At 61.0% G+C, this 12,031-nt stretch carries 15 protein-coding genes and 2 tRNA genes; 9 read left to right on the forward strand and 8 right to left on the reverse strand.

Annotated features, from left to right (window positions below; genetic code table 11):
• Positions 1 to 36: 36 nt before the first annotated feature.
• From PPRO_RS14545 to PPRO_RS14565, 5 genes are read right to left on the reverse strand one after another with little or no spacing between them, the layout of a single operon-like run.
• Positions 37 to 669: an HAD family hydrolase gene (locus tag PPRO_RS14545; RefSeq protein WP_011736766.1), complete on the reverse strand. Its 633-nt coding sequence runs from the start codon at positions 667 to 669 to the stop codon at positions 37 to 39.
• On the reverse strand, positions 666 to 974 hold the full coding sequence (locus PPRO_RS14550; protein WP_011736767.1) for an HNH endonuclease: 309 nt from the start codon (positions 972 to 974) through the stop codon (positions 666 to 668). The genes PPRO_RS14545 and PPRO_RS14550 overlap by 4 nt, the downstream gene beginning before the upstream one ends.
• 27 nt (positions 975 to 1,001) lie before the next feature.
• Positions 1,002 to 3,368, reverse strand: coding sequence for an endonuclease MutS2 (locus PPRO_RS14555; protein WP_011736768.1), 2,367 nt, complete (start codon positions 3,366 to 3,368; stop codon positions 1,002 to 1,004).
• Positions 3,365 to 3,718: a peptide chain release factor family protein gene (locus PPRO_RS14560; protein ID WP_011736769.1), complete on the reverse strand. Its 354-nt coding sequence runs from the start codon at positions 3,716 to 3,718 to the stop codon at positions 3,365 to 3,367. The genes PPRO_RS14555 and PPRO_RS14560 overlap by 4 nt, the downstream gene beginning before the upstream one ends.
• A gap of 2 nt (positions 3,719 to 3,720) precedes the next feature.
• Positions 3,721 to 4,956 carry an EAL and HDOD domain-containing protein gene (locus PPRO_RS14565; RefSeq protein WP_011736770.1) on the reverse strand — a complete coding sequence of 412 codons (1,236 nt, stop codon included), beginning with the start codon at positions 4,954 to 4,956 and terminating at the stop codon, positions 3,721 to 3,723.
• 209 nt (positions 4,957 to 5,165) lie between these two features.
• On the opposite strand from PPRO_RS14565, the gene PPRO_RS14570 reads away from it, so the two are divergent.
• On the forward strand, positions 5,166 to 5,819 hold the full coding sequence (locus PPRO_RS14570) for a lysophospholipid acyltransferase family protein (protein ID WP_011736771.1): 654 nt from the start codon (positions 5,166 to 5,168) through the stop codon (positions 5,817 to 5,819).
• Positions 5,803 to 6,294 (forward strand): ribonuclease HI, encoded by a 492-nt coding sequence (gene rnhA / locus PPRO_RS14575; RefSeq protein ID WP_011736772.1) that lies wholly within the window; start codon positions 5,803 to 5,805, stop codon positions 6,292 to 6,294. Before PPRO_RS14570 ends, rnhA begins: the two co-directional genes overlap by 17 nt.
• A 105-nt stretch (positions 6,295 to 6,399) precedes the next feature.
• Here the strand turns inward: rnhA and PPRO_RS14580 are convergent.
• From PPRO_RS14580 to PPRO_RS14590, 3 genes are all read right to left on the reverse strand, one after another.
• Positions 6,400 to 6,492: transfer RNA gene (locus PPRO_RS14580), tRNA-Ser, on the reverse strand.
• A gap of 125 nt (positions 6,493 to 6,617) precedes the next feature.
• Positions 6,618 to 7,205, reverse strand: a complete 588-nt coding sequence (locus tag PPRO_RS14585; protein WP_011736773.1) for a GTP-binding protein — start codon at positions 7,203 to 7,205, stop codon at positions 6,618 to 6,620.
• A 21-nt stretch (positions 7,206 to 7,226) separates the two neighbouring features.
• On the reverse strand, positions 7,227 to 7,718 hold the full coding sequence (locus PPRO_RS14590; protein ID WP_011736774.1) for a roadblock/LC7 domain-containing protein: 492 nt from the start codon (positions 7,716 to 7,718) through the stop codon (positions 7,227 to 7,229).
• A gap of 233 nt (positions 7,719 to 7,951) precedes the next feature.
• Here PPRO_RS14590 and PPRO_RS14595 point away from each other — a divergent pair, with 233 nt between their 5' ends.
• The 7 genes from PPRO_RS14595 (at position 7,952) to hepT (ending at position 11,981) form a co-directional block, all read left to right on the forward strand.
• Complete coding sequence (locus PPRO_RS14595) at positions 7,952 to 9,028, forward strand: radical SAM/SPASM domain-containing protein (protein ID WP_011736775.1); 1,077 nt, start codon at positions 7,952 to 7,954, stop codon at positions 9,026 to 9,028.
• 76 nt (positions 9,029 to 9,104) lie between these two features.
• Positions 9,105 to 9,180 (forward strand) — tRNA-Phe (locus PPRO_RS14600).
• A 90-nt stretch (positions 9,181 to 9,270) separates the two neighbouring features.
• Positions 9,271 to 9,645, forward strand: a complete 375-nt coding sequence (locus PPRO_RS14605) for a rhodanese-like domain-containing protein (RefSeq protein ID WP_011736776.1) — start codon at positions 9,271 to 9,273, stop codon at positions 9,643 to 9,645.
• Positions 9,646 to 9,658: 13 nt separating this feature from the next.
• Complete coding sequence (gene hisI / locus PPRO_RS14610) at positions 9,659 to 10,102, forward strand: phosphoribosyl-AMP cyclohydrolase (RefSeq protein ID WP_408633729.1); 444 nt, start codon at positions 9,659 to 9,661, stop codon at positions 10,100 to 10,102.
• A gap of 13 nt (positions 10,103 to 10,115) precedes the next feature.
• Positions 10,116 to 10,991: an ATP phosphoribosyltransferase gene (gene hisG / locus PPRO_RS14615; RefSeq protein WP_011736778.1), complete on the forward strand. Its 876-nt coding sequence runs from the start codon at positions 10,116 to 10,118 to the stop codon at positions 10,989 to 10,991.
• A 182-nt stretch (positions 10,992 to 11,173) separates the two neighbouring features.
• Positions 11,174 to 11,569, forward strand: coding sequence for a type VII toxin-antitoxin system MntA family adenylyltransferase antitoxin (gene mntA, locus PPRO_RS14620; protein WP_011736779.1), 396 nt, complete (start codon positions 11,174 to 11,176; stop codon positions 11,567 to 11,569).
• Complete coding sequence (gene hepT / locus PPRO_RS14625) at positions 11,559 to 11,981, forward strand: type VII toxin-antitoxin system HepT family RNase toxin (protein WP_011736780.1); 423 nt, start codon at positions 11,559 to 11,561, stop codon at positions 11,979 to 11,981. The genes mntA and hepT overlap by 11 nt, the downstream gene beginning before the upstream one ends.
• The last annotated feature ends 50 nt before the right edge of the window (positions 11,982 to 12,031 follow it).

Here is a 12,031-nt window from a genome sequence, read left to right on the forward strand (position 1 = left end):
AATCCGGGAAACGTGGGTTGTCCTGCCGTCGGGCAGCTAGAAAAGATGGCTGACGATCTCCTGGTGATGGCAGATACGGGTCGTGGCCGGAAGTTCGCTCTTGTAGGCCACAAACGGCACCCCGGCGCCGACCGCCGCCCGCCGGTCCACTTCCGCGTCCCCCACGAAGAGCGCCTCACCAGCCTGTATGCCGAAGTGGTCCAATACCCTGAGCAGTGGCTCGGGATGGGGCTTGGGATAGGTCACCTGCGAGGCGGTCATGATGCAGGAGAAATAGCCGTTCAAGCCGAAATCCTCGATGATCATCTCCATGGACGAGGCGCGGTTGGTGCAGATCGCCAGGGAGACATGGGGCCTGATCCGGTCCAGGGTCTCCATCAGCCCCTCCTCCATGCGCATGTAGGGGGCCAGTTCGCGATAGCGGATGGTCTTGGCAAAGGCCAGGGCATCATCGCGGGCTGGGTCGTTGGTGAAGAAATACTCCATCACGTCGCTGAACGAGTAGGTATGCAGCACCGTGCGCGCCTCTTCGTCCGATCGGTCAAGGGGGGGGCGCCCCAGGTGGGCCATGACCCGGTTGTAGAAGACATAATTGGACTCCAAGGAGTCGAACATGACCCCGTCGCAGTCGTAGATAACGACCTTGTAGCGGCTTTTCGGCTGGTTCACTGGCTGGTACTCCGGTTTTCGAGACTGTTCAGATACTGCTCCCACTCCATGGGCAGCAGGTACTTCTTGTTGCTGTTGCACTGTTTGCAGGCCGGCACCACGTTGTTGCGCGAGCCCTTGCCCCCCCGGGAGAGGGGAATGACGTGATCCATGGTCAACTCGTCGGCATGAAAGCTGCCCCCGCACCAGTGACAGCGCCCAAGGGCCAGCCTGTTCTGCCACCAGCGGCTGCGCCGCAGTTCCCGGGACTTCTCCCGCTCACGCCTGATCTCCTGCTCACTGACCTCGCTGACAAAAAAATCCATCACTCATCCTCTTCATTGATTTCCGTATTACCTGCGCAAGGTGACCACCGTGGCGCCATCCCGCCCCTCATGGGCGTTTCCGGGACGGAACTCCTCCACCAGCTGGTGATGTGCCAGATGCTCCCGCACCGCCTGACGCAGTCGTCCCGAACCAAGGCCATGGATGATGCGCACCTCGGAAAAGGAGCCCAGGGAGGCCTGGCTGAGAAAGGGGTCCAGGAGCGCCAGCGCTTCCTCCACCCGCAGGCCGATCAGCTTCAGCTCCCGCTCCCCCTCCTCGACCGCCTGCACCCTCCAGTCACCTCCCGATGGCCGAGTCGCCGTGCCGCCTGTTTGTTTCAACGGTGCCACCAGATCGCTGAGCGGCACCTCCAGCTCCATGCTGCCGGCCCTGACCCGCGCCCTGCCCTGTTTGGGGAGCAGCTGGAGCACGCGACCGTCGTGCCCCAGGGAGCGGATGCGCACGCTGTCACCCTCGGCCACCTCGCCCAGGGGCTGATCGTCACCGGCCAGATCCCGGGGGCTGAGCTGTTCGGTGACCTCGGCCTCCACGCGGCGCAGCTTCTCGATGCTCTCGCTGCGGCGTTCGCGCCGATACTCGTCCAAAAGCTCGTTCATGCGGCGCCGGGCCGTGGAGATCACCTCCCGCGCATCGGCCCAGGCTTTTTCCCGCGTCTCCTGCCTGGCCTGTTCGATAGTAGCGCTGCGGGCTTCCAGCTCCCTACGGATGGCCCTGACCTGCTCCCGTTCCCGCTCAAGTTGGGCAGCGCCATGCTCCAGCTCCCCCCGCTTGCGGTGCAACTCGGCCAAGAGACTGGTGAACTCTTCGCTGGCCGTTCCCAGCATCTCCCGGGCAAAGCTGATCACCCGGTCGGGCATGCCGTAGCGCCGGGCGATCTCGATGGCATGGGAATGTCCCGGCTGTCCGCTGATCAGGCGGTAGAGCGGCGTGTAGGTCTCGGCGTCGTACTCCATGCCGGCGTTGACCATCCCCTCCGTGGCATGGACATAACCGATGATCTCCGACAGGTGAGTGGTGGCGATGACCATGGCGCCCCGCTCCCGCAATTCCCGCAGCACGCCGCAGGCGATGGCCGCCCCCTGCTGCGGCTCCGTTCCCGCGCCCAGTTCGTCCAGCAGCACCAGGGAGCGCGGCCCCGCCTGCTCCAGTATGGCGGCGACGCGGGACACATGGGCGGAGAAGGTGGAGAGGCTCTGTTCGATGGACTGTTCGTCCCCCATATCCACCAGCAGGTCGTCCAGCAGGGGAAAGGTGGAGCTGGCGCCATCGGCCGGCACCGGCATGCCGCACAGCGCCATGAGCACCAGCACCCCGGCAGTTTTCAGGGCGATGGTCTTGCCGCCGGCATTGGGCCCGGTGATCACCATGACCGTCCCCTCGCCCCCCAACTGCAGGTCCAGCGGCTCCACCCGGGAAAGCGCCCCCTGGGCCTGGAGCATCAGCAGCAACGGGTGGCGCGCCCCGGCCAGGCGCAGCACCCCTTCGCCGTTCAGGCTGGGGGGTTCCAGGGCATGGGTGTCGGCGAAGCGGGCGATACTGGCAAGCTCATCCAGGGTCAGCAGGGTTTCGAAACAGGCGCTGATCTCGGCCGCATCCTGGCGGATCCAGGACGAAAGCTGGCGGAGGATGCGGATCTCCTCGGCCTTTTCCTCGGCGCTCAGGTTTTCCAGCTCGTTGACGAAGGGGATGATCTCCAGCGGTTCCATGAAGGCGGTCTCCCCCGACGAGGAGACGTCGTGCACCACCCCCTTGACCATCCCCTTGGAATCCATGCGCACCGGGATAACCCAGCGCCCCGAACGCTGGGTTATGAAATCGTCCTGCAGAAAGATCTCGATATTGTTGTCGCGGACGATCTCCTCGATCTTCTTGCGGATGCGGGATGCCAGCGAACGCTTTGCGCGGCGGATCTCCCGTAATGCCGTGGAGGCGCTGTCCATGATGCCGCCGTCCTGATCGATGGAGGCGGCCAGCGGCTCCAGGATATCGGCGAAGCCCTTCAGGGGGGGATCGAGTCCCTTGAGCAGCGGGATGTCGTTGCGGGGCGCGAACTGACGGGCGATGTCGCCGAAGATCTCCAGCACCGGGATGAAGATCAAAAGCTCCCGCGGCCCCAGAAAGGCGCCAACCGGCCGGAGCAGCTCCATGAGCGGCCGGATATCCTGGAAGGGCTGCAGACGCAGGGCAATGCCCTGGCTGGCAAGGGAGCGAATCTCCTCGATGCGTCCGGAGATGGAGGCAATAGCCCCCCCGTCGCTCAACGGCACGGTATCCATAAGCCGGGCGGCCGTAACCTCGCTGTGAACATGGCCGGAGATTTCAGCCAGAATCTTGTCGAATTCCAGGCGCTTCAGGGTTTGGTGACTGATCATGCGTCCTTCTTCTCTGCCCGCCTTCTGCGACGGTTCTTCTGTTTGCGCAGGCGCGCGATGCGCCGCATTTCTCCGGTCTCTGCTCCAGTCTGGGCCTCGATGCGCTCCAGGAGCTCCCGGCGTGCCAGGAAACGGTTCACCGACTGGCTGCGCTCACGGGAGGCCGACACGCAGATGCCGCTGGGGATATGCCGCAGAAAGACCGAGGAGGAAGTCTTGTTGACATGCTGGCCGCCGCTGCCCGAGGAGCGGACGAACTGTTCCTCCAGATCCTCCTCCCGTACGTTCAGCCGGGCCATCTCCCGCTGCAGCCAGCGGTTCTTCTCCTCGCTCACGGCGAAGCCGGCCATGGTCACAGATTCCCGGAGCGCCAGCCAAAGGCCCTCACCTGGGCAGCCAGCACATCCTCCAGGGTGAGCCCCATTTCGACGAAGCAGCGGGATGTCTCACCAAAGTCGGATTCCACCTCTTCCACCAGCTCGGCCAGCCGCAACAGCTCACCAAGAATACCGCTCCGCTCGGCCAGGGCATCCCTGACCTCATCGGAAAGATGCAGACTGGCAATGACCTCGTCGATGGAAATGGTATAGATAGTTTCCAGAAGCGAGAGGATACCGATCATGAAGGCCTGATCGGCGGCTTCCGGGTTATCGCGCAACCGCGGCACCTGCCCGGCCAGATGCTCCATGAAGACGGCCCGCACCGCGGCCATCTCCACCAGGGGGTTCTCCAGCCCGCTGCTGTCACCCAAGGCGAACAGGCAGAGCTGCACCCAGCGCTTGATCTGCTGCCTCCCCAGGCTTGACACGGCATGGCGCACGTTCTGGACCCTGACCCGCATCCCCAGCGATACCGAGTTGACCAGCAGCAACAGCTTGTACGTCAGGCCGGGGCTTTGGCGAAAAGCATGCTCGATGTCGCTTATGTCGGCATCGTCCATGAGCAGGCGCATCAACTTCAGCAGGTGCGCCCCCGCATCGCCGAACGGTTTCTTCTCCATCAGGGACGGCTTGGCGAAGTAGTACCCCTGGAAGTATTCGAATCCCATGTCGCGGCAGCGCAGGTACTGGTCACGGCTTTCCACCTTTTCAGCCAGCAGCTTGACGGAATAGGAACTGAAGCGCTCAACCATCTCCTGCAGATGCTCAACCGGCGACTGGAACAGGTCAACTTTGACGATATCAACAATGCCGTACAGCTCATTGTAGAGCGGATCGAACTCATGATCGTCCAGCGCCAGGGTAAACCCCTCGTGCTTCAAAAAGCGGCAGCGTTCCACCAACCCGGGGGTGACCTGCAGGGTTTCCAGCAGTTCCAGCACGACCCGCTCCCGCGGCAGGATAGCGATGGAGTCGCTCATCAGCAGGTCCAGCTCCATGTTGCTGAACCCCCGGTGTCCCCCCAGGATCTGTTCGAGGCCGAATCCGGACAGGGTATTGACAATCACCCTGGCCGTGGCGTAGGAGGCGCTCCAGACCGATGCCGTATCCAGGGACGCAGCCGAGCGGAAGAGGAGTTCATAGGCGACAACCTCTTCATTCCTGTCCAGGATCGGCTGCCTGCCGATCAGATAGTTTCCGTTCTCCATGGAGATCTCACCCGGCTTGTTATTCGTGGATGCTTGCGGATGTGCCCGAATCCGACACAAGGGAGCAAATTGTACCAGCAATTTTCAGCTTTTAAAATCACTATTCAGGCCGAGGCGAAAACCGATCGCTGTTGCCGAACGTTCCCCGAAATGCTATACATGACAGCTATTATTCATTCCCTTCAGAATTCCTTGAGGATGGTCGTTACGTGAACACATCGTTTCTGCGGCGCAGCTGGGTCACTTTTTCAACCTACATAGTCGGTTTCTATGCATCAGGTCTCAACCGCTTCGTCATCAAGGGGGCCGACAACATTCCCGCCTCCGGCGGCGTACTACTGGCAGCCAACCACATCTCGGCCTATGAGACGATCTTCCTTCCCTGGGCCATTGTCCGCCACCACCCCTTCCAGATGGTCTGGGCACCGGCCAAGGAGGAGCTGTTCGCCAAACCGCTCCAGCGCCTGATCTACTCTTCCTGGGGCGCCTTCCCGGTCAGGCGCGGGCGTGACGTCAAGGCCAACCGGGTCATCGAGAACCTGCTCAAGGATCAGAAGGTCATGCTCTTCCCCGAGGGGACCCGGCACCGGGACGGCCGACTGGGCAAAGGCAACCGTGGCGTGGGCAAGATCATCCATGAAACCAGGCCGGTGATCATCCCCACGGCGCTGGTCGGGCTCAATCGCTGGAAGTTCCCCGGCCTGGGCCAGTCCGCCTGCGTGATCTTCGGAAAACCGCTGGATGTCAGCGACCTGTACGCCATGCCCAACAGCAAGGAGACCCACCAGTTGATCGTGGAGCGGGTCATGGACGCCATTGCGGAACAACTGAAACAGGAGGGCGCCTATGTCGGCCAGGCCTGATCAGTCACGAACCGCCGCCCCATCAGCAACGACCTCCCCGGTGGAAATCTACTGCGACGGCGCCTGCAGCGGCAATCCCGGGCCGGGCGGCTACGGCGCCATCCTGCGCTATAACGGCCATGAGAAGGAAATTCGCGGCAGCGAGGCACATACCACCAACAACCGCATGGAACTGACCGCCGCCATGGAGGCGCTGCGTCTTTTGACCCGTCCCTGCCGGATCACCATCGTCACCGACTCGCAGTATCTGGTAAAGGGGATGACCGAGTGGATCCAGGGATGGCAGCGCAGAGGGTGGCAGAACAGCAAGAAGGAGCCGGTGCTCAACCGCGACCTGTGGGAGGAACTGCTCAAGCTCAGTGCCCATCACGATGTCAGCTGGCAATGGATTCGCGGCCATGCCGGCCATGCCGAAAACGAGCGCTGCGACAGCCTGGCGCGCCAGGCGATAACAGAGATGAGGGGCGCCCCCTGAGGAAGTTCCCGTCGCGCCCGGCAGGAACGGGCGGAGCCAGATAAAAAAAAAGACGCTGTCCAGGGACGCGTCATTCGTGCCGAAAGGCATCAAACCAGCAAAGTGTGGCGGAGAGAGAGGGATTCGAACCCTCGATACCGGTTTCCCAGTATACTCGCTTAGCAGGCGAGCGCCTTCGACCTACTCGGCCATCTCTCCGCAATCATTTGCCCTCTAAAACGGAGCATTGTTAGTATCACGCACTCTGCCAAAAATCAAGCCAAAAGAACGTTCCCCCCGGGCGCAGCGGGGGAAACGGCACACCACCGGAACCAGACCGGGAGCTACTTACCCTTTTTAAGATCAATCAGTATAAGCTTTGCTACCGCCTTGAGGGTCTCGAAGACCCCTTCGCCGGTAGTGGCGCAGGCCTCGAAATCGGGAACATTGGTAGTGTTCAGTTCGCGTCGCATCTGCTCCACCGGCATGACATTGGGGAGGTCGCGCTTGTTGTACTGGACCACATAGGGAAGAGTGTCCAGATCATACCCCTGCTCCTTGAGGTTGAACCGCAGGTTGTCCAGGGACTCGATATTGGCGTCCTCACGCTCCTCCTGGGAATCCGCCACAAACACCACGCCATCGACCCCCTTCAGAATCAGCTTGCGGGAGGCATCGTAAAAGACCTGGCCGGGAACCGTGTAGAGATGAAAACGGGTCTTGAAGCCCCGGATCTCCCCCAGGGCCAGGGGGAGGAAATCGAAGAACAGGGTCCGCTCCGTCTCGGTGGCCAGGCTGATCATCTTGCCCCGGGAGTCGGGCGCCGTCTTCTGGTACACGAACTGAAGGTTCGTGGTCTTGCCGCACAGACCCGGACCATAGTAGACGATCTTGCAGTTTATTTCGCGGGAGGCATAGTTGATGAAGGACATCGCTGGGTTACCTCATGGTCATTAGCTGAACAGGTTATCGATATCATCGTCGGTGATCTCGGCAAAGGGGAAGTCCGACACGCCCCGCTTCGCACTCTCCTCGCCCTTTTTGAGCAGCCGCTCGAAGATGGCGGAAAGCTCCTCTGACGATTTTTTGACCCGCAAGCGGACAAGCCCCAAAGAAGAGCGGCTGTCGAACAGCACGACCAGGATAACCCTGCCCCCCACGATGGAGATGTGCAGGTTATCCTTCTCCCCCTCATGGAACAGGATCGAGAATTCCTTTTCACCGATCAGCTTGGCCAGCCCCCCGGTAGCGGCGATATTTCCGGCGGTGAGCGATGCCAGGGAGGTGGTGTCGAAGCGCTCCACCTCTCCGACTCCCGCAATCAGCTGCCCGTCCTTGTCAACCAGGAAGATGACCTTGGCGTTTGCTTCCTTCAGCAGCCGTTCAAGAACCTGATTAACTTCCTGAAACTCCTCTTCATACATAACCATGTTCGAAGCGGACATGCGCCTCTCCTTGCCCTGACGGCTGACGGCCTGAAAATATGAAATTATTTCATCGGGTTTTATATCAGAATCACCACCTCCATTCAAGCATATATACTCCGGCAGGACATGCGACCCCATCCGGGGCAATACAAACAGACCGATTATCCGCCGGGAATCTGCTTGAGTTTGCCCCTCCCTTCGGATAGGATTCCCCGGACACACGCGGCCGGAAGCGGCCATCGAGGAGCGCTATGCAAGCTGAATTCACACCCAAATGGATCGCCTGGGAGACCACGCAGAAATGCAACCTTCGCTGCGTGCACTGCCGCTGCTCGTCGGAGCTGGATTCATCCCAGGGCGACTTCAGCACCCAGGAGGGGAAGACGCTGCTGAGAGAGATCGCCGACTTCTCCAAGCCGGTCGTGGTCCTCTCCGGTGGCGAGCCGCTCATGCGGCCGGACATTTTCGAACTGGCCCGCTGTGGCACCTCACTGGGGCTGCGCATGTGCATGGCAACCAACGGAAGCCTGGTGACGAAAGAGACCTGCCGCGATATGGCCGGAGCAGACATCAAAATGGTTTCCCTCTCCCTGGACGGCAGCTCCGCCGCGATACACGACGATTTCCGCCAGTGCCCCGGCGCCTTCGACGGCGTTGTCCGCGCCGCGGAACTGTTCCGCGCACACGGCCAGAAATTCCTGATCAACTCATCTTTCACCCGGCGCAACCAGCACGACATCGCCGCCACCTTCAGGCTCGCCAAACAGCTGGGCGCCACGGCCTGGTATATGTTCATGATCGTGCCCACCGGCCGGGGCGAGGAGATCATGAACGAACTGATCAGCAAGGAGGACTACGAGGAGATTCTCGACTGGCATTACCGGCAGGAGAGAGAGGAGGATGAGATCCTCATGCGCCCCACCTGCGCGCCCCACTACTACCGCATCGTCCTGCAGAAGGCCAAGATCGAGGGAACAGGCTTCCAGCGCCGTTCCTTAAGCTTCTCCACCGGCGGCGGCAAGGGATGCATCGCAGCCCAATCCATCTGCCTGATCGACTGCTTCGGAAACGTGAAGCCCTGCTCCTACTTCCACCGCATTGCCGGCAACGTCAAACAGACCCCCTTCCGCGAGATCTGGGAAAACGCGGAGATCTTCAAAAACCTGCGCGACTTCGCCTCCTACAAGGGGAAGTGCGGCCAGTGCGAATACCTCTCCGTCTGCGGCGGCTGCCGTGCGCGGGCAGACGCGGTGTATGGCGATTACATGGCAGAGGAGCCCTTCTGCAACCACATCCCACTCAGGGCCCAACGGGAAGCCGAAAAATAATCATTTTTTCCTGGATGACAGATAATTTTGCTGTTGACAGATCAAGCCATTCCGGGCTATACAGAAAAGCCTTTTCGCCCAGGTAGCTCAGTCGGTAGAGCAGAGGACTGAAAATCCTCGTGTCGGCGGTTCGATTCCGTCCCTGGGCACCATTAAACACCAAGGCCTTGCGCTTCCGACCGCAAGGCCTTTTTCTTTACCCAGCCCCCGTGACCGCCAATGCCCCAAAGAGGTGATCAGCAATGCCCGGATTCGTGACCAGACTGCTGCTTGTGACGTTCATGCTGCTCCTTCCGCTGACATCAGCCCGTGCGGAGACGGCCAGCAAACCTTCCGAGGAACTGGTCATCGACGTGCGCAGCGAAGCGGAGTGGAGGCAGGGGCACCTGGAAAACGCCATCCTGATCCCCTACGACCGGATTGGAACCGACATCGCCAGATTCACCGGCGACAAAAATGCCAGGCTGTACCTGTACTGCCGCAGCGGCAGAAGAACAGCCATCGCCGCCAAGGCCCTGACCAGGGTCGGCTACCGAAACCTGGTCAACCTGGGGACAATGGAGAACGCGGCCCGGACACTGAAGAGGCGCATCATCAGCGAGACGGCGGCCCCCTGACTGACCTTCTTGCATTTTCAGCCGCTGCTCCCTATACTCGCCGCTTCCGCGGCATCCACACACGAGCAAGGAGACCAACGTGATTCAGATCGATTTCAACAAGATGGGGGGACTTATCCCCGCCATCATCCAGGACTACCAGAACGGCGAAGTACTGATGGTGGCCTTCATGGACGAAAAGACCCTCAACCTGACCCTGGAGACGGGCAAGACCTGGTTCTTCAGCCGCAGCCGCAACAAGTACTGGATGAAGGGTGAGGAGTCGGGCAACACCCAGGAGGTCATGGAAGTGCTGACCGACTGTGACGCCGATACCGTGGTCATCAAGGTCAAGCAGAACGGCCCGGCCGCCTGCCATACCGGCAACCGCAGCTGCTTCTACGTGAAATGGGAAAACGGCCAGTGGGTGGAGCACTCCAAACCCCTGTTCGATCCGGCCCAGGTCTACAAGAAGTAAAGGGAGAGGGACAATGAGCAACATGCTGAAATTCGGCATCCCCAAGGGAAGCCTTGAAAACGCCACCGTTGAGCTGTTCAAAAAGTCGGGCTGGCAGGTGAGCATCTCGTCGCGCAGCTATTTCCCAGGCATCGACGACAGTGAGATGACCTGTAAGTTGATCCGCCCCCAGGAGATGGGGCGCTACGTGGAGCGCGCCACCATCGACGCCGGCATCGCCGGCCGCGACTGGGTCAGCGAGAACCAGTCCGACGTGGTGGAAGTCTGCGAGATGGTCTACTCCAAGGTTTCCCGGCGCCCGGCACGCTGGGTGCTGGTGGCAAACGGCGATTCCAACGTCAAGGGGCCGGAGGACCTGGCCGGCGCCACCATCGCCACCGAACTGGTCGGCTTCACCAAGCGCTACTTTAGCGAGCGCAACATCCCGGTCAACGTGGAGTTCTCCTGGGGCGCCACCGAAGCCAAGGTGGTTGACGGCCTGTGCGATGCCATCGTGGAAGTCACCGAGACCGGCTCCACCATCAAGGCCAACGGCCTGCGCATCGTCTGCGAACTGATGGAGTCGGTGCCGGTGCTGATCGCCAACAAGGCCTCCTGGGCCGACCCCTGGAAGCGGGAGAAGATCGAGCAGATCGCCACCCTGTTGAAATCATCCCTGGCTGCCGAGAACATGGTGGGGCTCAAGATGAACGCCCCCGGTGACAAGGTCGAGGCCATCACCAGCGTGCTGCCCAGCCTGAAGAACGCCACCGTCTCCCACCTGTACAACTCCGACTGGCTCTCCATCGAGAGCGTCATGAGCGAGAAGGAGGTGCGCCGCGTCATCCCCGAGCTGATCAAGCTGGGGGCCGAGGGGATCATCGAGTATCCGCTGAACAAGATCATCTGAGCCGGAGTCCCAGAGCACCCCAAGGGGCATCCGAATACCTGCTTTACCAGATCCTGACCCGCTCAGCCGTTCTAACGGTTGAGCGGTTTTTTTTGTTGTGTGCGCGCACCGGAACAGATGCTATAGTCGCCAGAAAGGTACGTAAAGCAGGATCAAACGGATCGAAGCGAGGTTGTTCCGCCATGAATCAAGAGGCGATCATTGCTGCCATACAGGAAGGCCTTCCCGGCCTGCTGGCAGTCTACGCATTCGGCAGCCGCATACAGGGCACGGCCGAGCCGGAGAGTGATCTCGACCTGGCGGTCCTGGTCGAAGGGTATGCCGACCCGCTTCTGCTCTGGGATCTTTCCGGAAAGCTGGCAGATCTGGCCGGATGCGAGGTGGACCTTCTGGACCTGCGCGCCGCTTCAACGGTAATGCAGTACCAGGTCATCACCCGGGGTGAGCGCTGGTGGGGACGTGATGTTCGGGCCGGAATATATGAGGCAGCCATCCTGAGCGAGAAAACCGAGCTGGACAGATCCCGAGCCGAACTGTTGGGGGATATCCTGAGGGAAGGAACCATTCATGGTCGATGACGTACTGATCAACAAGGCCGCCAGCATCGAGCGCTGCGTAAAACGAGCCCGCGAGGAATACGAACGGAACACCGCATCCTTTGCGGAGGATTATACGCGCCAGGACGCGGCCATCCTGAATGTCCAGCGCGCCTGCGAGGCTGCGCTGGACATGGGCCAGCACCTGATCCGGCGAGACCGGCTGGGTGTTCCCCAGAGCGCCCGCGACGTATTTTCACTGCTCGCCCGGGCCGGATACATCGAAGACAGCCTGGCAGACAGCCTGAAACGCATGGTCGGCTTCCGCAACATCGCCGTGCATGACTACCAGGACCTGCAACTGCCCATCGTCATCGCCATCATCGAAAAGCACCTGGATGACTTCCTGCTCTACAGCAGGAGCATCCTGCTGCGCGATGGCCAATCGTCATGAGGGGATCACGGCCACCACACGGAGGGGATGCCCGGATAAAGCAGAACAGA

Origin of the sequence: Pelobacter propionicus DSM 2379 (genome assembly GCF_000015045.1) — a bacterium.
Classification (GTDB): domain Bacteria; phylum Desulfobacterota; class Desulfuromonadia; order Geobacterales; family Pseudopelobacteraceae; genus Pseudopelobacter; species Pseudopelobacter propionicus.

What these genes read in the sequence shown, in the direction of transcription:
- PPRO_RS14565 (WP_011736770.1), bottom strand. Translation starts at nt 4,956, where the DNA reads ATGGAGAACGGAAACTATCTGATCGGCAGGCAGCCGATCCTGGACAGG.
- mntA (WP_011736779.1), top strand. Translation starts at nt 11,174, where the DNA reads ATGAATCAAGAGGCGATCATTGCTGCCATACAGGAAGGCCTTCCCGGC.
- PPRO_RS14595 (WP_011736775.1), top strand. Translation starts at nt 7,952, where the DNA reads ATGCAAGCTGAATTCACACCCAAATGGATCGCCTGGGAGACCACGCAG.
- hisG (WP_011736778.1), top strand. Translation starts at nt 10,116, where the DNA reads ATGAGCAACATGCTGAAATTCGGCATCCCCAAGGGAAGCCTTGAAAAC.
- PPRO_RS14585 (WP_011736773.1), bottom strand. Translation starts at nt 7,205, where the DNA reads ATGTCCTTCATCAACTATGCCTCCCGCGAAATAAACTGCAAGATCGTC.
- hepT (WP_011736780.1), top strand. Translation starts at nt 11,559, where the DNA reads ATGGTCGATGACGTACTGATCAACAAGGCCGCCAGCATCGAGCGCTGC.
- PPRO_RS14605 (WP_011736776.1), top strand. Translation starts at nt 9,271, where the DNA reads ATGCCCGGATTCGTGACCAGACTGCTGCTTGTGACGTTCATGCTGCTC.
- PPRO_RS14590 (WP_011736774.1), bottom strand. Translation starts at nt 7,718, where the DNA reads ATGTCCGCTTCGAACATGGTTATGTATGAAGAGGAGTTTCAGGAAGTT.
- PPRO_RS14550 (WP_011736767.1), bottom strand. Translation starts at nt 974, where the DNA reads ATGGATTTTTTTGTCAGCGAGGTCAGTGAGCAGGAGATCAGGCGTGAG.
- rnhA (WP_011736772.1), top strand. Translation starts at nt 5,803, where the DNA reads ATGTCGGCCAGGCCTGATCAGTCACGAACCGCCGCCCCATCAGCAACG.
- PPRO_RS14560 (WP_011736769.1), bottom strand. Translation starts at nt 3,718, where the DNA reads ATGGCCGGCTTCGCCGTGAGCGAGGAGAAGAACCGCTGGCTGCAGCGG.
- PPRO_RS14555 (WP_011736768.1), bottom strand. Translation starts at nt 3,368, where the DNA reads ATGATCAGTCACCAAACCCTGAAGCGCCTGGAATTCGACAAGATTCTG.